Below are 19537 nucleotides of genomic sequence, written 5' to 3' on the forward strand. Positions count from 1 at the left end.
TTCGATTTCGAGATAAATTAAGTTAAAAAATTAAAGTGCACAGGTCTACACTTCTGTTGTTTGTGCACTTAATTTTTTGAATGCTTGTTGAATCGTCATCAATTCTTCTTCTGATAGAACAGAAAACGCCTGTTCTAACGTAGCAGCATGTTGCGGGAAAATGTCTGCCATAAATTGTTGCCCTTTGTCGGTAAGCGTTGCATTATATACGCGCTTATCTGATGGGTCTTTGTCGCGCGTAATCCAACCCTTCTCTTCTAATTGACTCACTACGTATGAAATACTACTACTTGCGATGAGCACCCTTTCTCTAATACGTTGAATCGGTTGTGGGCCTTTACTATAAAGTAATTCTAATACTGCGAATTCTGTGACATTCAGTCCATAGTTTTTCACATCTTGTTGTACGATTTTTTCTAATCTATCTAATGCTCTATTAAGACCAATAAATGCTTTCAATGAATGTTCCGTGCGATCCATTAACGCACCACCTTTAATTTATTTCGATTTCGAGATAAATTGTACACGTATTTCAACTTATCGTCAATATGTTAGTTTTATTATAAATTTATGCGCGTTTGATTACTATCTTTTTCAAAAAGAAATAAGCATGGAAATGGTGGTTACAGGGAATACTAATGACTGTTTTTAATGATTTAATGCTTTATCTAATGCTTTAATGTTCTTCTTCATGATTGATTGGAAAGTTAGATCTTTATCGTTAGCTTGTTCTTTTGATAATACAGACAAATTATTAAAACTTAATGGTTCTGCATTAGTCTCGTCACGAATCACATCCGTTATCTTAGAAGTAATATTTTGTTCATAGAGTATATAGGGTTGCTTCGATTGATTAATTTGTTTAATAAGTGCAAGAATATCCTTTTGGCTTGATTCTTCATTATTCATACCACTTACCCCCTCTTGTTGGAAGTGGTAACGTTCTGCTAAATAACCTAATGAATCATGTGAAATAATAACTTTATGCCTTTTAGGATGTTCAGTAATTACTTTTAATTTTTGATCTAAATCTGTTAAATCTTGATTTAATTTTTTAAAATTCTGTTCATAATATGCTTTGTGTTGAGGGTCTCTTTTGACTAAATCATTCTTAATTTTTTCTGCAAAATGCTTATCTAGTACTGGGTCTAGCCAAACATGAGGATCATGACTGCCCGCTTCATGATTATGTTGATGCTCGTGTTCATCATGATCATGGTCTTCTTCAAGTAATGTATGGTGGTTTAAATCAGCCGCAACGGCTAATTTCATATCATTATTCGTCATTGATTCTGTAATCGTCTTGGCAACTGGATCTAGGTCGTCACTTGAATAGATAAACACATCACTTTTTGCAATATTAATCATATCTCTTTGTGTTGGTTCATATGTATGCGTGTCTGCACCCGGAGGATAAATCGTATCAACATTGACATATTTGCCACCAATTTGTTTAGCGAAACTTTCAAATGCAAATACTGTAGTATAAATATTTAATTTATTATCCATTGAAATATCTTTCTTTTTGGCACTCGAATATTGTTCTGTGCTACAAGCCGTTACAGCCATACAGAGACACAAAACAATAAAGAAATAGATTATCCTCTTCACACAGACCCCTCCAAGACGTAGCAAATTCGTTTACAACTATAGCTTTAATAATGTAATAATGCAATATTTATATTTATTATATATTTTGTATTTTAATATTTAGTTCATGCATGTTTCGGATTGCTTCAAAAGTGATACATATAAATATGACATTATTAAAGGAGTGACGTTATATGGCACTAGACATTAAACAAGGTAACCAACAATTCTATGTTGGAGAAGATGAACACAATGCGCAAGCAGTCATTACGTTTAAACAAGTAGATAATAATGAAATTGATATTGATCACACTGGCGTTGCAGATGAACTAGGTGGACAAGGTTTAGGCAAACAATTAGTTGAAGCTGTCGTCAATTATGCAAGAGAAAACAACTTAAAAATTATCGCATCTTGTCCATTTGCGAAAAATGTATTAGAAAAAAAATGAAGATTATCAAGATGTTTATCTAGGATAATCCACTGCAAATATAACGACGCGCACATAAGCGTTCACGCACATTAAATCGATACAGAGCTTTTAGGCTATAATCAGGCTTGTATAGTGAGCCTGGGACATAAATAATAAGATGATGCTATTTTGCAAATTCGCAGTAGCTGACTGAACTGAGAAGGCGCTTAATTTAAGCTTTTCTCAGTTCTAGTCATCCTTGCGGGCGGGGCCCCAACAAAGAGAATTTCACTCAAGAAATTCTACAAGCAAAGCAAGCTGGGAGAGTGACAACGAATTTTAAAAGAATTCTGTCCCTCTCCCTTTTTTCATGCATTTAAATTTAGAAAACAACTTTCTTGCTTAATTTAATGATTAGCAGTATATTTATTATACTTAATATAAATAATAAATAAAGATGAGCCATTCATCTTAGGAGGCACTACATTATGAATGCATTTCACACTACTGAAGCAACACAAGTTACGAATATTACATTGAACGTTGAAGACTTAACTAAAATGACTAACTTTTATAAAAACATTCTTGGATTTTCAATTAAAGAACAAGACGACCAACACGTAATTTTCAATGTTGGCGCAAATGGACATACATTAACTTTACACTATCTTGAAGATGGACGTCGTCCAGGATTTAGAGAAGCTGGTTTGTTCCATATTGCTTACTTACTCCCTACACGTACAGATTTAGCAAATTTTTTATTCCACGCTAGTCGTTTAAACGTACCTGTAGGTGGTGGCGATCACCTTGTTAGTGAAGCATTATACTTTAATGATCCAGAAGGTAACGGCATTGAAGTATATCAAGATCGTCCATCTGAAGAATGGCAATGGGACGGTCATTTCGTAAAAATGGATACACTTGCTGTAGATGCGGATGATTTAATTGCGCAACGTACAGAAGACGGTTGGGCTGGTTGGCCAGCTGATGGCAAAATCGGTCACTTACATCTTAAAACACACGATTTAGGACAGGCACGTGACTTTTATATTGAACAAATTGGATTAGAACATATTTCTAATTTCCCACAAGCCTTATTCATGTCTACACAAAATTATCATCATCATATCGCCGCTAATGTTTGGCAATCAAATCAAGTTAGAACAGATAATGACAATACTTACGGCTTAGTTCACTTTGATATCTATAAACCAAACGCTAAAGAAGAAAATATAACGTCACCTGAAGGTTTCGATATTACAATTCATAGTGATACAAGCGTAGTTCCTGGATAGAATGATTCGTTTAATCACTACTTGCCATCGTTTAATAAACATGTCATTTTAAAAGAGTCCAGGACATAAATAATATAATGAAGCTATTTTGCAAATTCGCAGTAGCTGACTGAACTGAGAAGGCGCTTAAATCAAGCTTTTCTCAGTTCTAGTCATCCTTGCGGGGGTGGGACGACGAATTCAAAAGAATTCTGTCCCGCTCCCTTATTTTTTATTCTTCAACAAGCTTTCGATACTTTCTTACTGTGTCAAAATCGCTATCTTTCGCTTTCTCATAGCCTTGATGTCCATAAATATCTGTCAGTATTGTTTGACCTTTCTTTGTTTTACTCATCTCTAAAAATGCGTTACTGATTTTTGTTTTCCATTGTTGATCCATATCACTACGCACTGAAATCGTATCATTAGGTATTTTTTCCGTTCTATAAATCACTTTAGTATCTTTATAGATATTTGGGTAATCACGTTTTAAATCTGCACGTGCATCCTGGTATGTTGCTACAGCATCGACATCACCATTTAACAATGCTATCAATGCTTGATCATGACCTTTGATTTGAGCAATTTCAATGTCATTTTGATGGATATGTACCTTTTTTAAGCTAGCCATAGGATAAATATATCCAGACGTAGATTCTGGATCTTGTAACCCTACCTTCTTACCTTTTAAATCTTCTAACGTCTGTAAATGACTATTTTGACGTACTACAATTTGCGAACGATAGTAGTCGACCAATTTCGAAGTTGGATGTCCTTTATCATCTACCAAATAACCTTTAGATTTTAATAGTACATCTGCAGCACCTTGATCATGCGCAATTGTATAAGACACAGGTGAAATAAAGGCCACATCTACTTTTTTTGATTTTAATGCTTCTACCATCGTATTATAGTTAGTTGCTATATGTACCTTCACAGGAATGCCTAATTCCTTTGATAGCAGTTGTTGTAAAGGTTTAACTTTAGCATCTAATGTCTTTGCATTTTGTGAAGGTACAAATTCAACATTTAGCGTTTCTGGTTTATAATCGTTTGAACGTTTGTCCTCTTTTGGTGAGCAACCACTGACTGCGACGACGAGCACGATAAAGCTCATGAATAATACAATTATTTTTTTCATCATTTTTCCTTTTGTAAAATATAAATTTTAAAGACTTAAATTGTATTATAACGTATTTCTATTATAAAGAAGTGTAAATGTATAAAAAAGCTATCCACAAAGTCTTTGACTTTGCAGATAGCCCTGATTCAGTTTGTAATTGATATACGTATTAACTTAGTATAAGCCTTTAGTTTCATTACTTGTATCGATAAAGATGTTTTTAACTTGTTGATAGTTTTTGATTGCATCTTTATAAATTTCTCGACCGATACCTGATTTTTTGTAACCACCGAATGGTGCACCAGCTGGGAATTGATTGTACGTATTAATCCAAATACGACCTGTTCTTATCGCTTTAGCCACGTTTAGTGCACGATTAATATTTGTCGTGAATATACCACCTGCTAAACCATATTCAGAATCGTTCGCAATTTGGATTGCTTCTGCTTCATCTTCGAATTTCTCAACAACGACAACTGGTCCGAAAATTTCTTCTTGTGCCAATTGATGGCTATTGTCGTTAATTTCAATAATTGTTGGTTCGAAGAAATATCCTTTATCACGTCCATTGTCAGTTAAGCGATGACCACCTGTTAAGATATTAGCATTGCTATCTTCTTCTGCAATTTTAACGTAACTTTCAATTTTTTCAAGTTGTTCTGGACCTGTTTGCGCACTCATTTTGACATCTTCATCGAATGGGTCGCCTACTTTAATATTTTCAAACGCTTCTTTAAGTTTCGGCATTACTTTATCATAAATTGATGATTGGACTAATAAACGTGAGCCTGCACTACAAACCTCACCTTGGTTAAATAAGATACCTAATTGAACGCCTTCAATCACTAAATCTAAATTAGCATCATCAAAAATGATATTTGCACTTTTACCACCGAGTTCTAATGTTGTTGGTACAATGCGTTCAGCACCTGCTTTAGCAACACCATAACCTACATCCGTAGAACCTGTGAATGATAATTTATTAACGCCTTCATGATTGAAAATCGCGTCACCTGATTCAGAACCTTTACCTGTTAAGATGTTCACAACACCTTTAGGTAATACGTCTTGGAAAATTTTTGCAAGTTCAATTAATGATAAAGGTGTTGAAGACGACGGTTGGATTACGATCGTATTACCTGCAGCTAATGCTGGCGCTAGTTTCCAAGAAGCTAACAGAATTGGGAAGTTCCATGCAACGACAGCACCAACGACACCAACTGGTTCATTGATCACTAAACTCATTGTATTGTCATCAATTTCATTGACTGAACCTTCATCAGTCGTTAATACACTTGCGAAATATTTAAATTGATTGGCTGTTAATGGCACATCAATTGTTGATGTTTCTCGATAAGGCTTACCATTTTGAAGTGATTCAATTGTCGCGAAGTGTTCAACCTTTTCGTGAATTCGACGACTAATTTCTAATAAATAATCCGCACGTTCTTCTTTAGATGTTTTACTCCAACTGTCAAAAGCATCTTGTGCAGCTTTAACTGCTTTATCAACATCAGATTTACTTGCTTTGGCTACTTTAGCTAAATCTTCACCATTAGCGGGGTTAGTTACAGTTAATGTGTCTCCACTTTCACTTGCTTGAAATTCACCGTTGATAAATAAACCGTATTGTTCCTCTAAGAAATCTTTAACGTTTACTTTTGTCATTTTTCATCATCCCTTTATAAAAATTTATGAAAAACCATATGTGCGTTGTGTTTACATCAAATGTAAGCGTTTGCTTAAAGCTAATGCTATTTTACCTTATTTAAATTTTTAAATACACTAACTTGCTTGTATCTCGTTTCCATATTTGTAAGTAGTTAAACGTTAAGAACAGAGAGCGTCTGAGACATTGATTGATGTCCAAGACGCTCTCTTTACACTTTATTAAACCCATTCGATGACATCATCGGCTGGTTGACGTACTTTAGCTTTAGGATCATGTTTACGATAGCCAAACGCAACCATTACAGATGGCGCAAACTGTTCTGTATCTATAACTTGTTCTTCAGCTAAAATTTCAGTAACTTTATCTAAATCAAATCCTTCCATAGGACATGAATCAATACCTAATAATGCTGCAGATGTCATCATATTAGCTAAAGCAATATACGTTTGCTTACTTGCCCAATCTAACAATGTTCTCTCGTTATCGTTAATATGGAAACTTGTTTGGAAGTCATTGTATTTGTCTTCTACTGCTGGAATCGTACTTTCTTCATATTTTTTGATACCTCGAACGATATGTTGCACATAGTCTGAGTCAGCAGTCACATTTTTGCGTGCAAGAATAATAACAAAACGACTAGCAGTGCTGAGTTGTTTTTGTGCACCCCAACTATAAGGTTTTAATTTCTCTTTTAAATCTTCATCCTCTAGAACAATAAAACGCCAAGGTTCTAACCCTAATGAACTTGGTGATAAGCGCCCTGTTTCCAATATTGTATGAAAATCTGAATTGCTCACATGTTTCTCTGGATCAAATTCCTTCGTTGCATGTCTGAAATTAAACGCGTTTAGGATTGTATCTTGCATCGAACTCATAAAATATTTCCTCCTTAGATTATATTAATTTGATTATATAAGACGTTTCCTTTAGCCTAAAGTTATACGCTTACAATTGTCATCAATTAAAAATAAATGGAAATTTACCATTTTTATGTGAAATTTTTAACAATTGAAAAATAAATTTCAATTTCCCTATTGATTTGTGAATAAATTCACAATATAATATATTTGTAAGTTAAGTAATAGAGATGTTTCAAATCATTATTCCTATTAATAATTCACATTTCTATAGACAACTTAGGAAAACTTATTTATTAATTATAAATTCATACAAAATGAAGTGAGGTTATTAAAATGACAAAAATTATGTTTTATGGAACTCGTGACTACGAGAAAAATGACGCTTTAAACTGGGGTAAAGCAAACAATGTTGAAGTTGTTACAACTGAAGAAATCTTAAGTGAAGATACAGTTGATTTAGCTAAAGGTTTCGATGGTGTCACTACAATGCAATTTGGTAAATTAGCAGAATCTGTTTATCCAAAACTTGAAGAATATGGAATTAAACAAATTGCTCAACGTACTGCTGGTTTCGACATGTACGATTTAGAATTAGCTAAAAAACATGGCATCATCATTTCAAATGTACCTAGCTACTCACCAGAAACAATTGCTGAATATTCAGTGTCTATCGCTTTACAATTAGTACGTCGTTTCCCTGCAATTGAAAAACGTGTTCAAGAACATAATTTCAAATGGGCTGCGCCTATCATGTCTACACCTGTTAAAAATATGACAGTAGCGATTATCGGTACAGGACGTATCGGTGCTGCAACTGGTAAAATTTATGCTGGTTTCGGAGCTAAAGTAGTAGGTTACGATGCATACCCTAACAATTCTTTAGACTTCTTAGAATATAAAGATTCAGTTGAAGAAGCAATTGCTGATGCTGATATCATTTCATTACACGTACCAGCAAACAAAGAAAGTTTCCACTTATTCGATGCTGATATGTTCGCTAAAGTGAAAAAAGGTGCAGTATTAGTAAATGCGGCTCGTGGTGCTGTTATTGATACACCAGAATTAATTAAAGCAGTTAACGATGGTACATTATACGGTGCTGCGATTGATACTTATGAAAACGAAGCAGACTACTTCACTTATGACTGGACTGGTAAAGACATCAAAGATGAAACTTTATTAGAATTAATTGAACATGAAAGTATTTTGGTCACTCCACATATCGCATTCTTCTCTGATGAAGCTGTGAGAAATTTAGTTGAAGGCGGATTAAACGCAGCATTATCAGTTATTAATACTGGTAAATGTGAAACTCAATTAAACTAAGATATGTGTTTAATAAATAAAAATCAGGAGAACGCTTTAAGTTGCGTATTCTCCTGATTTTTTTAGTTATTTCAATACTTCTTGTTCTATCACTTGTAAGACGCCTTGTTCATCATTGCTAGGTGCGACTGCTTTTGCGATTTCAAATAATGTTTCATCATGACTATTAGCCATAACATAGCTGTGCTCAGCTAATTCAAGCATATCTTTATCATTGTTCGCATCTCCAAATGCCATCAAATCAGAAGCAGACATATCCCACGCTTTTAACAAACGCTGAAGTGCTTGGCCTTTTGTCATGTTTGGCATAATAATATCAATACTATCATGTCCACTAGATACGAGTTTAATGATGTCGCTAAATTTTTCTTCTAGATCCTCATCTAATGTTGAATGTGTGTCTCTGTTGATATTTAATGCAATTTTGACATATTCATCTTCTGGCAAAGGCTGAAAAGAATCAATTTCCTCTAACTGGTGATAGTAGAAATGTGCATCTTTCTTAAAAGCTTCACTCGTGTCTTTCAATATATAGGCACTTTTCAATCCACAAACTATAAATTCTTTAATATTTCGCTCAATATTTAAATAATCAACCACTGCTTTGTAATTCGATGTATTAAAGCTACGATAATTGTATAGCGTATTTCCTTTATAGATCACTGCACCATTTTCAGAAATAAAGAACATATCTCTTTCGCCAAATATAGATTTTAGTTTCGCAAATTGATTGCCACTTGCGGCTATGAATTCTATATTACGTTCTTTTAATGCTTTGAAGATTTTCTCAAAACGGTCTTTATCATAATGCTTATTTGAATCTAAAAACGTGCCATCCATGTCTACTGCTATTGCTTTAACCATGTGTACTCCCCCTAGTCCGTTGTATTCACATTTATTATATCTGTCATCTCTTTAAGGTTGAAGTTTACGCTTTCATGATGAAACTATATTCACATTCTGAAATTGTATACAAACGCTAAAAATAACGTCCTTCATTTTGATAGCTAAATTAAAAAGAGCGAAACAGAATCCTTAATGAATGTACTGTTTCACTCCGATTAACTTACGTTTCTAAATTTAAGTAATGCTTAAATCTAAACACTTAAATGCTTTAACTTTTAAGGTAATTCATTATTTCACTTGTTTCGCAACAAATATTTTACGCTTTTCCCAAACGCCAGTTTGTTCATTATAATCATCACAAGTGATTAATGTTAATTGATTCTTCTCGCCTTTATGTTCATTAAGGACTTCCACTTGGTCTGGATTAACATCACGGATACTTGTCATTTTATATTCTCGTGTTTCATTCCCTATTTTAAAGTAAACCTTACTCCCTTTTTTAGCTGCTTTTAAGTTAGTGAATTGGTAATGTGGTCGATCGGTAAATGTGTGACCAGCAATAGAAATATTCTGATCACTTAGTGACTCATCCTCTTCAGCAAAGCTCACACCGCGATTTAACTGTTCTGGTGTCGCGGGACCAGGGTAAACAGGTTCTTTAATTTCTGCATCTGGTACTGAAATATAACCAGCCATTTTAGATTTGTCTTTAGGAATTGTCGGCGTTTGCTTACTATTTGACTTATCGTTTTTATCATATTGTTCAATTTTGTTGTCGTTATCTTTGTCATGTAAATAATTATCAATGTGTGGCTTAGCAAATAAATATATTGCTATTAAAATGAGGATGACCCCAATGATTGTCATCAATCGATTGATCCAATTCTTCATTATGTGTTACTCCTTTAACGTGCTTTCTTAGGTCATAGTATATCACTTTTACTTCATAAGTTTAATTTAATTCATCGTGTCATATTTAATGACATACAGTTGCAACAAAACAATTCTCGCTATAAACTGAAACAAACTTTGAAAAGTAGGTGCCATAATGATTAGAGAAGCAGTACTTGAAGATTTACCGGCAATCTTAGCTATTTATAATGACGCAATATTACATTCAACAGCCGTTTATACTTATGATGTCCAAACACTAGATGAACGAAAAGCTTGGTTTGATGCAAAACATCAAGCACAAGAACCGATATTTGTATTTGAATATGAAGGTAAAGCCGTGGGTTTTGCGACTTATGGTCAGTTTAGAAATTGGCCTGCCTATTTATATTCTATTGAACATTCAATCTATGTTGATCAATCGAATCGTGGCAAAGGCATTGCTTCCCAATTACTACAACATCTTATTGACGATGCGAGATCGAAGAATTATCGTACCATTGTAGCCGGTATCGATGCGTCGAATAACAGTAGTATCCAATTACATAAGAAGTTTAACTTTAAACATGCAGGCACCATTACGAATGTTGGCTACAAATTTAATCAATGGTTAGACCTAGCATTTTACCAATATGATTTACATGCAAAATAAAAACAGTCTGGGACATAAATAATATAATAATGCTATTTAGCAAATTCGCAGTAGCTGACTGAACTGAGAAGGCGCTTAAATCAAGCTTTTCTCAGTTCTAGTCATCCTTGCGGGGGTGGGACGACGAATTCAAAAGAATTCTGTCCCGCTCCCTTCTTTTATCGTCTTTTTCAAAAAGGTCTTCTTTCTCGTGAAAAATTTCTTTTTTAAATAACGTTTCTATTTGTTTCCTCTTTTTCTCCGCAATCACAAAACCCACATAATAAAATAGGAATACAATAATCATACTTAATGACATTGATTGTAGTAAGAGATTCTCCCATGTTCCCTCGACAGTCCATAATTGTGTGATAGTTGTGTTAGTTACGAATACAAAAAAGATGATACATAACCTTAGCATATCATCATCCCCTTTTGAGTTATTTTATCTGTATTGGTGAAATTTTGCAATAACTTTTTTAATTTTCTGATAAATATATGCAATTTTAAATCATTTACATGACACACCTATGACTAAATAAAAAAGCCATCCTCAAATGCCTCACAGACATTCAAGAATGACTTATAACTATGGTGGGATTATGAGAAGCTATTCACTTCTGCTTCACCAAAGATTTTACGTTTGATTGCTTCACCAGTTGGTGTACCTGCTAAACCACCAAGTCCTGTTTCTCTTAATTCAGCTGGTAAGCCACGTCCTACTTTATCCATCGCTTCGATAACTTCATCCACTGGAATTCTACTTTCAACACCAGCTAATGCTAAGTCAGCAGAGATTAATGCGTTACCAGAACCAATTGCATTACGCATTACACATGGAATTTCAACTAAACCAGCTACTGGGTCACATACTAGACCAAGTAAGTTACTGATCGCTAGTGCCATTGCGTGACCAGATGCCTCAGGTTCACCACCGAAGATGGATACCGCAGCAGCTGCAGCCATTGCTGAAGCTGAACCAACTTCTGCTTGGCAACCACCTGTAGCACCTGCAACACTTGCGTTATTAGCAACAACGCGACCAAATAATGATGAAACGAATAAGAAATCTATCATTTGTTCTTCTGTAAGGTCATGTGTTTTTTCTAATTTAAATAATACGCCCGGAATCGTTCCGGAGGATCCAGCTGTTGGTGTTGCACAAATGATACCCATTGCTGCGTTTACTTCGTTAGTAGCAACGGCGCCTTTCACTGCTTCAACCATTTCATGGCCTGATAAAGCATGATTATTTTCATTATATTTAGCAAGTTTAATCGCATCTTGACCAGTATAACCTGTTACACTTTTAACGCCTTCGCCAGTTGATCCTTTAACTACAGCATCTCTCATGACGTCTAAGTTCTGTTTCATTGTTTCTCTAACTTCGTCACGTGTTTTACCTGAAAGTTCCATCTCTTCTTGGATCATAATATCTGCGAAAGACATTTTATTTTCGACTGCGTAGTCTATTGTTTCTCTAATTGAATCAAACATCTTTAATCCCCCTCTATTTAATATAGGATATATTTAAGTGACTATATTTTTCTTTAATTTGATCTAACGTTGATTCAGATAATGCCTTGTTTAGTGGTAATACTGCTAAACTGAAATTATCGCCCGTTTGTGTCATTTCTTCTTTTATGTCAGCACCAAGTTCACTTACATCATTGATAAAATGATTAACTTCTGATTTATTTGCCGCCCCATCCATTTCTAAGATAGGTAAACCATAGTTAAAATCAATGTCTAGACCTTCTACGCTAATGCGTTTTAATTTAATTGTACCGCCACCGATTGAATTCCCAATGACTTCAATGTGACGTCCATTACCTTCTGCAACAAGATACGCACAGTTAGGATGTTCACCAATACTGTCGCCTTCTTCTTCAATAATGTTCACTTCGATATTTTGGTCTTTAGCAATTGCTAATGAACTTTTAATACGACTATCAAAAGTGCTGTAACCCATTGCACCACCAACGATGGCTAAATCCGTACCGTGTCCTTGATGTGTTTGCGCAAAGGATTCGTAATAATGAATTGTGAGTTTATCTGGCTGTACGCCACCTAATACTGCATATGCAGCATTACCAATTTTAACTGCTCCTGCTGTATGAGAACTTGAAGGTCCCATCATGACAGGCCCAATAATATCAAATGCGCTTTGATAATCGTAGCTTTTTTTAGTAGCCATAATTAAACACTCTCCTTAGGTTGTTTCTGTTTACTAGGCAATTTAATACTCATGTCCATTAGGTTGAATTTTTTAATTAATGTACTGAAGATAAATGCTAAGATAACACTTACAACTGCAACTGTAATGATTGTGATAATTGATTTTGTAGCATCGTTAAATCCGAATAATACGATTGCACCTGCAATTGGTGTTGCCATACCTTTAACACCGATAACAAGTCCACTAAATGTTACGATACATGCGTTTACTACACCGATAATTGCGTTTGTACCATATAGTTGTAGAGGGTATTTTGCAATTAAATCAATTTGTGTTAATGGTTCAACAAATACTGCGAATGCTTTTGATTTACTTCCGCCAATATTAAGTCTGCTGAATAATACATAGTTAACAAATGATGAACCTGTACATGTTAATGCACCGATAGCCATTGGTATACCAGTTAGTCCTAATAAACTCGTTAATACCATTGAACTTAGTGGTGTCATACCCGTTACAGGAATAACTAATCCTAAAATAACTGCTAATGCGTATGGATTGCTGTCTCCTACTGATGTAACTGCGCCACCGATTTGATGTAATACAGCCATAACCCCTGGGCTAATAGCTGTTGCTAAACCAAATACAACTGCTGGAGCAATTAAAATCACAGCAATTAAGTCCAAGCCTTCTGGTACTTTTTTCTCGATAAATTTAATACCGAATGAAATAAGGTACGCTGCGATAAATGCTGGTAATAATTTAAAGTCATGTAATACGAGACCAACAATGACTGCAAATACAGGTGAGATACCCATTTTCAAACAAGTTAAGATACCAACTGCAACACCTGCAAGACTTCCTGCTAAGTCTCCTATAGTTTGTAAAAATTCAATATGGAATACGCCACCAATAGCGTAACTTAGGAATGCTTGTGGTAAGAAAGTCGCACAAGCAGCTCCTGATAATGCTTGTAGTCCTTGTTTACCGTATGGCGCAAAGTTTAAGAATAGCGTCATAACGATAAGCACTAATACGAGTGTACCCACTCCTAAAATAATATTCATTCCCCAAAACCTCTTTCAATTTATTTAAGAACCATAGTCATACTACACCCTCTAGAAAACGATTTCAAGACTTATTCAGTGACAAAAATGTAAATTTGTGAAATAAATCACATTAAGAGACTTTTTGAGGATAAAATATTTTTAATTTGAAATCTTTTGAAAAAATCTAAATAATTTTAGTTATTTTACACCGCTAAAACTACCTTTGTAATCCTTTTCAAGGCAACACTAATATTTGTAATAATTAGTTAAATTGTACACATTTATTTTGTTATATATTCACTTTAACGTGTCAATTTGTAGTTACATAACAAACTGCTCACAAATGAAAAAATTGTAAAATTTAAATTATTAAGTTTTTAGCACAATAAACGGGCGTGGAGCAGAATTTGTTATGAATTCATTGTTCCACGCCCAACTTGCTTGGCTTGTAGCATTTCTTCTTATCATCTTTTTATTGCGTTCTCTCCTAAAAGGCTAACGCTCATTTGGTTCTATCCTAATTGTCGATTTGAATGATTAATCTTCAATCTTTAATAAAGCTTCTGTTAATTGATGTGTGTGATGGTAAATGTCTTTGTATACTTTATAATATGCTTCGTATTGCGCGTGTCTTGTAGCGTCTGGTTCAAAGGTTTGAGCAACATCAATAAATTTCTCAACACATGCATCAAAGCTGTCAAACCAGTTCAATCCATAAGCTGCAATCATTGCCGCGCCCATACTTGGCCCTTCTTCATGTTTCAATTTTCTGATCGTCGCATTGAAAATATCTGCTTGCATTTGTAACCAAAATGAACTTTTGGCACCGCCACCGATTGAAGTGATATGCGTTATCGTCTTACCTGCTTCTCGCATTAATTGTATAGAGTCATATAATGAGAAGGTAATACCTTCTAGCACTGCTCTCGCAAAATCCGCTTTCTTATGACTGCCATTAATACCAATAAAACTGCCACGTATAAATGCATCTCCATGTGGTGTACGTTCACCTGCCAAATATGGTGCAAATAATAAATGGTTCGCGCCAATGGCTGACGTACTGGCTTGTTGAACAATATCATCAAAGCTATCCTGTTCAAAGAAGGTTTGTTTAAGCCAATTTAAACTGTAACCCGCAGCTAACGTCACACCCATAGCATAAAATGTTTGAGGCACACTATGATCAAAGAAATGGATATTGTTAGTGTATTCAGTATAACCTTCACTTTCTACATTAAGGACAACACCAGAAGTTCCGATACTACAAAGCGTATCATTACCATTGATGATACCCGCTCCAATTGCGCCACAGGCATTATCTCCCCCACCAGCATAAACTTTCACAGGTGATTTAAAACCAAGTGTTTCCACTAGTTCTGAGCGTACTTCGCCAACCGCTTCTGTCGAACGCACTAAAGGTGGGTAAATATCCCCAATACCTAAACGTTCACCAACATCTTTAGTCCAATCATGTGTTTTTGGACTTAATAATAGTGTACTCGCCGCATCTGAATATTCCATATGTATTTGGCCTGTTAAACAATAACGCACATAGTCTTTAGGCAATACGAAGACACTCACTTGTTCCCATAATAATGGCTCATGTTGTTTCATCCAAAGCATCTTAGGTAACGTAAATCCTTCAAGTATTGGATTGCCATTTAATCTTTCTCCATATATGTCTTTGATTTGCATACATTGTTCGGAGTTGCGTGTGTCATTCCAAAGAATCGCGTGACGTACCGGTTGATGATTGCTATCTAGAGGCACTAAGCCATGCATTTGCCCTGAAAATGATAGCCCTTTAACACTATAATTTGCCATTTCAGGTGCTTGATTTATACGTTTAATCCCTTGTTTCACCGCTTCAAACCATTCATTTGGATCTTGTTCACTATAGCCAGCACGGCTTTGTATCAAGGTTAAAGGTTCACTTGTCGAAGCAATCACTTCACCCTGTCGATTAACCGCAATGATTTTAACTGCACTGGTACCCAAGTCAATTCCTAATACTACGTCTTCCACAACCATTCCACCTTTATCAATCAATTGTAAGCGCACATTTTATTACATATTAAGTAAGCAATTCAATATCTTTTTATTTTATATAAATTTTAAATTAAATTTAAAACCTTTATATTTATCATATCGATTCTGCTGATATTTTCAATAGTAAACTAAGATTTCAAATCTTTTTCAATCAAAAATGAAGCAAGGGTGGAACAGAATCCGCTTTGAATTCATTGTCCCACCCCCATAATAATGACTAAACATCGATTATGTTGATATACATTGCTTCTCAGTTTAGCCAACACATGCACATTGATACTAAACTATCAAACGTTTTGGAACTAATTGCTTACGATGCTTTTTCTAATAGATCAACTATTATCTATTACCCACATCTTGGCCAATTTCAACCGTTTGATCATTTTTATTATAAATGGCGCCTTGAACACTACCAAAGTTAGCGTCATTACGTTTTTCTTGAACACCGTAGCCCATACTCTTGAAGATATTAATATCTTCATCGCTCGTTGCATTTTCATAATAAATCGTACCACCATCATTATAGAAACGTGGTTTATCAATAGATTCTTGTAACGTACCATTTCCTCTAAGGTAGTCAATAAGTACTTCGTTTAAAATCGTAGGAATTTTGTTTCCGCCTGGTGTACCAATACCCATATAGAAATCTGGTCCGACAACAATCGATGGTGACGTATATGAACGTGGTGCTTTATGTTTATCACCATAGTTTGGACTATTCGGATCACTTGAGAAGTTTGTTAACGAGTTGTTCATATAGAAGCCTTGCTTCATAAATTTACCTGCGCCAAAGAAACTAGATAATGTATTCGTTGTACTAGCGACTTTACCATTCTTATCAATCACTACGAAATGCGTTGTACTCGTAGTATCAAGTGACGTATCAAAGTCACTGTTCGTTTCATTGCCACCACTGTTAACATTATTTAAGTTATCTAATAAATAGTCTTCTGATAAATGTGAATCACTATTTGCTTCTTGACCATTAACGATATCCCTATTTCGATACATTACATCACGTGATTTAACAATACCATTAATGTAATCTGCTCTATCATTACTTGAATTGGCGCTTTCATCAATTTTCAATCCTTGTAACATTAAAGCACCACCTAAAGGGTTTGAAGCAGAGTAGATTGTGTTATTGAAATATTTGGTTGCTACAGGTCGTTTTTCTTCAGTTTTAAATGTTGAAAAGTCTTTTTCAGTTAATTCACTATCGACTTGTTTAGATATACTTTTAGCGATGTCTTTATAAAAATAATCAGGCCCTTTATCTCTAATACCTTTAATTGTTTTAGCTAATGCAGGTTGTTTCACCACATCACCTTCACGTACCGTACGTTTTCCTTTAAAGAATGGAGAGTTACGGTCGATATCTGATCCATAAATTTTTAAACTACGTTCCAATTCTGAATCCACTTCGAAACCATCTTCGGCTAATGGCACAATATAACTGAATATTTTCTTCTCGTCCATTTTACCTTCACGTTGATGCATATCATGCATACCTCTAACAAATCCTGGCGTACCCATTTCATCGCCTTTCTTATAATTATAAGAAGACAATGTTTTATATTCATACATCTTAGGTTCTTCACCATCATTACCATTGTATGTAAGTGTGGCACCACCGCCACCTAATCCTGATGAGTGTGGTTCCGTTACTGCTAATGCATAGGAAACACCTACAGCCGCATCTACTGCATTACCACCATCTTCAATAATTTTATTTCCGACACGTGTGGCAATAGGGTTATTTGATGCTACACCATATTTTTTACTACTGCCAGAGGATTTATGATCTGCAATTTTATTTTCGAATAGTGTATCTTTATCAGGATTGTCTTCTTTATTGAAATAGTAAAAGACAAAGGATATCAAAATGGTGATAACTAAAATGACTGATAATGTCACTTTACTATAAATATTCATACTAACTGGCCCCTTTAGATAAATATTGCTCCGTTGCATCTTTTAATTCATTTTTCTCAAAATTATCAAGGCCTTCGTTCGCTTTGGCAAACGTTACCATTAACAGAATTGCAATTATAATGAGCGTTGTTACAATACCTAACCAATGCTTTTTAATATTCAAAGGTATATCCTCCATTCTCCTTTTTAAGGTGAATTGATTTGTCGTTAATATTATTGTAATAACGTTGTGCCTCTACCTTGTTCATGTTGTCTTTTGTTATCTTGCCATCTGCGCCACGTACTGGCGTAATGCTGAATTTATGATGTTGTCCATTCCAATCGTGTTGAACGACCATCCCTTTTTGATTTTTAGATAGGAATGAATCTGACGTTAAATTACCTAAACTATAAAAGATACTCGCATTTTTATATTTTTCAACTTTTTGAACGACCGAATTATGGCCGATGATGACATCTGCGCCAGATTGCACTAAAGCATGTGCATACTCTTTTTGACGATCCGTTACACTACGTTCATTCGTAATACCCCAATCCACGTTAACAACAACTAAATCATTATTTTCCTTTAAATTTTTGATCAGCGGAACAAAGATTTTAGGATCTAAACTAATAGATGTTGTATTTTTAAGTGGATCTTCATAATTCGAACCTACATCCGTAAATGACACATTGGCTATTTTTTTGCCTTTTACCGTTTGTTGTACCGTTTTACTGTTAATTGGATTCGAACCGTTGCCAGTCATAAAGTTATAATCGGTTTGCGCTTCCACTTGTTTACTCAAATCTTGGGCTTGCACATTATCAATCGTGTTATTGATTAAATTGACACTTTTAATATTTTGCTTTTTCAAGAACATAATATTCTCAATATTTTTCTTAATATTCGTTTTCGGATCATTTGAGAAATGGCTTACTAAGAGTGACGCCGTTGAGAAGTCACTGTGTTGAAGTGGTTGTTTCAAGCCATTAAACACATCGTTAAGATCCATTTGTCTAAAATGTTTATTCAATGTGATATTACCTAAATATGTACTACGAATATAATCATTACCTGAGCTTGGCATAGCCTCAACTGGCTCAACTTTCACAGCTCTAATAGCGAATACCAGAAGTACAAGTGCAACAATTAAAACGATAAGTGTATAAATGAAGTTAAGGCGTTTGTGTCGTTTAGATTGCTTAAGTAACCATTCGCTCGCTGATAACCGTTTTTTCTTTTTCATTACTCTGCGCTCCTTGCTCGCGATTAATTAATAAAGCTATATAAGAATAAGATGACATACGTGATACAAGTAAGTAACATCGTTGTTGACAACGTAATCACGACACCTTGTTTTTGAATTGTATTCGCAATGATTCCTGGAATAACGACACCAATACCAGACACTTGAACCATTTCAAATGGCGTCAATGGATAAATCAAGTCGAATAGGAATTTAAGAACCATCCCAGTTAAAATCATCGCCGCAAATTTTCTTCTTCCGTACAAAATAACCCATCTACTAATACCATATGTAACGATGAAAAATGTTAAACAACTAATGATTAACACAGATAATAACATGATGGGCTGATCGAATATAAGTGCTAAATAGCCTGGTACAACGAGCCCTGCTGGATTAATCCCAAATTTCTCGGCAAATATTAAACTTAATACGATACCGACAAATAGGGAGAAGTATAATTCTGAACCTATCAT

At 34.8% G+C, this 19537-nt stretch carries 18 protein-coding genes and 2 pseudogenes; 4 read left to right on the forward strand and 16 right to left on the reverse strand.

Going from position 1 to position 19537, the window contains the following annotated elements:
• Positions 1–45: 45 nt before the first annotated feature.
• Together mhqR and AK212_RS01615 are read right to left on the reverse strand one after the other, a co-directional pair.
• Positions 46–480, reverse strand: a complete 435-nt coding sequence (gene mhqR / locus AK212_RS01610; RefSeq protein WP_053028795.1) for a MarR family transcriptional regulator MhqR — start codon at positions 478–480, stop codon at positions 46–48.
• A gap of 168 nt (positions 481–648) precedes the next feature.
• Entirely contained in the window at positions 649–1611 is a 963-nt protein-coding gene (locus tag AK212_RS01615) for a metal ABC transporter solute-binding protein, Zn/Mn family (protein ID WP_053028797.1), read from the reverse strand.
• A 173-nt stretch (positions 1612–1784) separates the two neighbouring features.
• Here AK212_RS01615 and AK212_RS01620 point away from each other — a divergent pair.
• A pseudogene (locus AK212_RS01620) lies at positions 1785–2067 on the forward strand (GNAT family N-acetyltransferase).
• A 421-nt stretch (positions 2068–2488) separates the two neighbouring features.
• Positions 2489–3295, forward strand: a complete 807-nt coding sequence (locus AK212_RS01625) for a VOC family protein (RefSeq protein WP_053028799.1) — start codon at positions 2489–2491, stop codon at positions 3293–3295.
• Positions 3296–3506: 211 nt separating this feature from the next.
• Here the strand turns inward: AK212_RS01625 and AK212_RS01630 are convergent, their stop codons facing one another.
• The 3 genes from AK212_RS01630 to AK212_RS01640 form a co-directional block, all read right to left on the reverse strand.
• A complete protein-coding gene (locus AK212_RS01630) occupies positions 3507–4415 on the reverse strand; it encodes a phosphate/phosphite/phosphonate ABC transporter substrate-binding protein (protein WP_053028801.1) in 909 nt (302 codons plus the stop codon).
• Between the two features lie 156 nt (positions 4416–4571).
• Positions 4572–6065, reverse strand: a complete 1494-nt coding sequence (locus AK212_RS01635) for an aldehyde dehydrogenase family protein (RefSeq protein WP_053028802.1) — start codon at positions 6063–6065, stop codon at positions 4572–4574.
• A gap of 222 nt (positions 6066–6287) precedes the next feature.
• On the reverse strand, positions 6288–6944 hold the full coding sequence (locus AK212_RS01640; protein WP_053028804.1) for an NAD(P)H-dependent oxidoreductase: 657 nt from the start codon (positions 6942–6944) through the stop codon (positions 6288–6290).
• Positions 6945–7262: 318 nt separating this feature from the next.
• Between AK212_RS01640 and AK212_RS01645 the strand changes: the two genes are divergently transcribed.
• Positions 7263–8255: a D-lactate dehydrogenase gene (locus AK212_RS01645; RefSeq protein ID WP_053028806.1), complete on the forward strand. Its 993-nt coding sequence runs from the start codon at positions 7263–7265 to the stop codon at positions 8253–8255.
• Between the two features lie 66 nt (positions 8256–8321).
• On the opposite strand, the gene AK212_RS01650 is transcribed toward AK212_RS01645, so the two are convergent.
• Both AK212_RS01650 and srtA read right to left on the reverse strand, forming a co-directional pair.
• Positions 8322–9119 (reverse strand): Cof-type HAD-IIB family hydrolase, encoded by a 798-nt coding sequence (locus AK212_RS01650; RefSeq protein WP_053028808.1) that lies wholly within the window; start codon positions 9117–9119, stop codon positions 8322–8324.
• A 270-nt stretch (positions 9120–9389) separates the two neighbouring features.
• Positions 9390–9992 carry a class A sortase SrtA gene (gene srtA / locus AK212_RS01655; RefSeq protein ID WP_053028810.1) on the reverse strand — a complete coding sequence of 201 codons (603 nt, stop codon included), beginning with the start codon at positions 9990–9992 and terminating at the stop codon, positions 9390–9392.
• 157 nt (positions 9993–10149) lie between these two features.
• Between srtA and AK212_RS01660 the strand changes: the two genes are divergently transcribed.
• Positions 10150–10644: a GNAT family N-acetyltransferase gene (locus AK212_RS01660; protein ID WP_053028812.1), complete on the forward strand. Its 495-nt coding sequence runs from the start codon at positions 10150–10152 to the stop codon at positions 10642–10644.
• 232 nt (positions 10645–10876) lie between these two features.
• Here AK212_RS01660 and AK212_RS13740 read toward each other — a convergent pair.
• From AK212_RS13740 to pgsC, 9 genes and pseudogenes are all read right to left on the reverse strand, one after another.
• Positions 10877–11044 (reverse strand): annotated as a pseudogene (locus AK212_RS13740) (hypothetical protein); the annotation flags it as partial.
• Between the two features lie 179 nt (positions 11045–11223).
• A complete protein-coding gene (gene sdaAA, locus AK212_RS01670; protein ID WP_053028816.1) occupies positions 11224–12120 on the reverse strand; it encodes an L-serine ammonia-lyase, iron-sulfur-dependent, subunit alpha in 897 nt (298 codons plus the stop codon).
• A 13-nt stretch (positions 12121–12133) separates the two neighbouring features.
• Positions 12134–12820 carry a serine dehydratase beta chain gene (locus AK212_RS01675; RefSeq protein ID WP_053028817.1) on the reverse strand — a complete coding sequence of 229 codons (687 nt, stop codon included), beginning with the start codon at positions 12818–12820 and terminating at the stop codon, positions 12134–12136.
• Between the two features lie 2 nt (positions 12821–12822).
• Positions 12823–13869, reverse strand: a complete 1047-nt coding sequence (locus tag AK212_RS01680; protein WP_053028818.1) for a PTS sugar transporter subunit IIC — start codon at positions 13867–13869, stop codon at positions 12823–12825.
• Positions 13870–14388: 519 nt separating this feature from the next.
• Positions 14389–15882, reverse strand: coding sequence for a xylulokinase (xylB, locus tag AK212_RS01685; protein WP_156304893.1), 1494 nt, complete (start codon positions 15880–15882; stop codon positions 14389–14391).
• 357 nt (positions 15883–16239) lie between these two features.
• Complete coding sequence (locus tag AK212_RS01690) at positions 16240–17835, reverse strand: gamma-glutamyltransferase (RefSeq protein WP_053028824.1); 1596 nt, start codon at positions 17833–17835, stop codon at positions 16240–16242.
• A 1-nt stretch (position 17836) separates the two neighbouring features.
• Positions 17837–17998, reverse strand: a complete 162-nt coding sequence (locus AK212_RS13560) for a hypothetical protein (RefSeq protein ID WP_174841346.1) — start codon at positions 17996–17998, stop codon at positions 17837–17839.
• Positions 17988–19061: a CapA family protein gene (locus AK212_RS01695; RefSeq protein ID WP_053028825.1), complete on the reverse strand. Its 1074-nt coding sequence runs from the start codon at positions 19059–19061 to the stop codon at positions 17988–17990. The genes AK212_RS13560 and AK212_RS01695 overlap by 11 nt, the downstream gene beginning before the upstream one ends.
• 23 nt (positions 19062–19084) lie before the next feature.
• A complete protein-coding gene (gene pgsC, locus AK212_RS01700) occupies positions 19085–19537 on the reverse strand; it encodes a poly-gamma-glutamate biosynthesis protein PgsC (protein ID WP_053028826.1) in 453 nt (150 codons plus the stop codon).

Origin of the sequence: Staphylococcus borealis (assembly GCF_001224225.1) — a bacterium.
GTDB classification, from domain to species: domain Bacteria; phylum Bacillota; class Bacilli; order Staphylococcales; family Staphylococcaceae; genus Staphylococcus; species Staphylococcus borealis.

Excerpts from the sequence above, each read along its gene's own strand:
- mhqR (WP_053028795.1), bottom strand. The coding sequence starts at position 480 with ATGGATCGCACGGAACATTCATTGAAAGCATTTATTGGTCTTAATAGA.
- AK212_RS01625 (WP_053028799.1), top strand. The coding sequence starts at position 2,489 with ATGAATGCATTTCACACTACTGAAGCAACACAAGTTACGAATATTACA.
- AK212_RS01630 (WP_053028801.1), bottom strand. The coding sequence starts at position 4,415 with ATGAAAAAAATAATTGTATTATTCATGAGCTTTATCGTGCTCGTCGTC.
- AK212_RS01635 (WP_053028802.1), bottom strand. The coding sequence starts at position 6,065 with ATGACAAAAGTAAACGTTAAAGATTTCTTAGAGGAACAATACGGTTTA.
- AK212_RS01640 (WP_053028804.1), bottom strand. The coding sequence starts at position 6,944 with ATGAGTTCGATGCAAGATACAATCCTAAACGCGTTTAATTTCAGACAT.
- AK212_RS01645 (WP_053028806.1), top strand. The coding sequence starts at position 7,263 with ATGACAAAAATTATGTTTTATGGAACTCGTGACTACGAGAAAAATGAC.
- AK212_RS01650 (WP_053028808.1), bottom strand. The coding sequence starts at position 9,119 with ATGGTTAAAGCAATAGCAGTAGACATGGATGGCACGTTTTTAGATTCA.
- srtA (WP_053028810.1), bottom strand. The coding sequence starts at position 9,992 with ATGAAGAATTGGATCAATCGATTGATGACAATCATTGGGGTCATCCTC.
- AK212_RS01660 (WP_053028812.1), top strand. The coding sequence starts at position 10,150 with ATGATTAGAGAAGCAGTACTTGAAGATTTACCGGCAATCTTAGCTATT.
- sdaAA (WP_053028816.1), bottom strand. The coding sequence starts at position 12,120 with ATGTTTGATTCAATTAGAGAAACAATAGACTACGCAGTCGAAAATAAA.
- AK212_RS01675 (WP_053028817.1), bottom strand. The coding sequence starts at position 12,820 with ATGGCTACTAAAAAAAGCTACGATTATCAAAGCGCATTTGATATTATT.
- AK212_RS01680 (WP_053028818.1), bottom strand. The coding sequence starts at position 13,869 with ATGAATATTATTTTAGGAGTGGGTACACTCGTATTAGTGCTTATCGTT.
- xylB (WP_156304893.1), bottom strand. The coding sequence starts at position 15,882 with ATGGTTGTGGAAGACGTAGTATTAGGAATTGACTTGGGTACCAGTGCA.
- AK212_RS01690 (WP_053028824.1), bottom strand. The coding sequence starts at position 17,835 with ATGAATATTTATAGTAAAGTGACATTATCAGTCATTTTAGTTATCACC.
- AK212_RS01695 (WP_053028825.1), bottom strand. The coding sequence starts at position 19,061 with ATGAAAAAGAAAAAACGGTTATCAGCGAGCGAATGGTTACTTAAGCAA.
- pgsC (WP_053028826.1), bottom strand. The coding sequence starts at position 19,537 with ATGATAGGTTCAGAATTATACTTCTCCCTATTTGTCGGTATCGTATTA.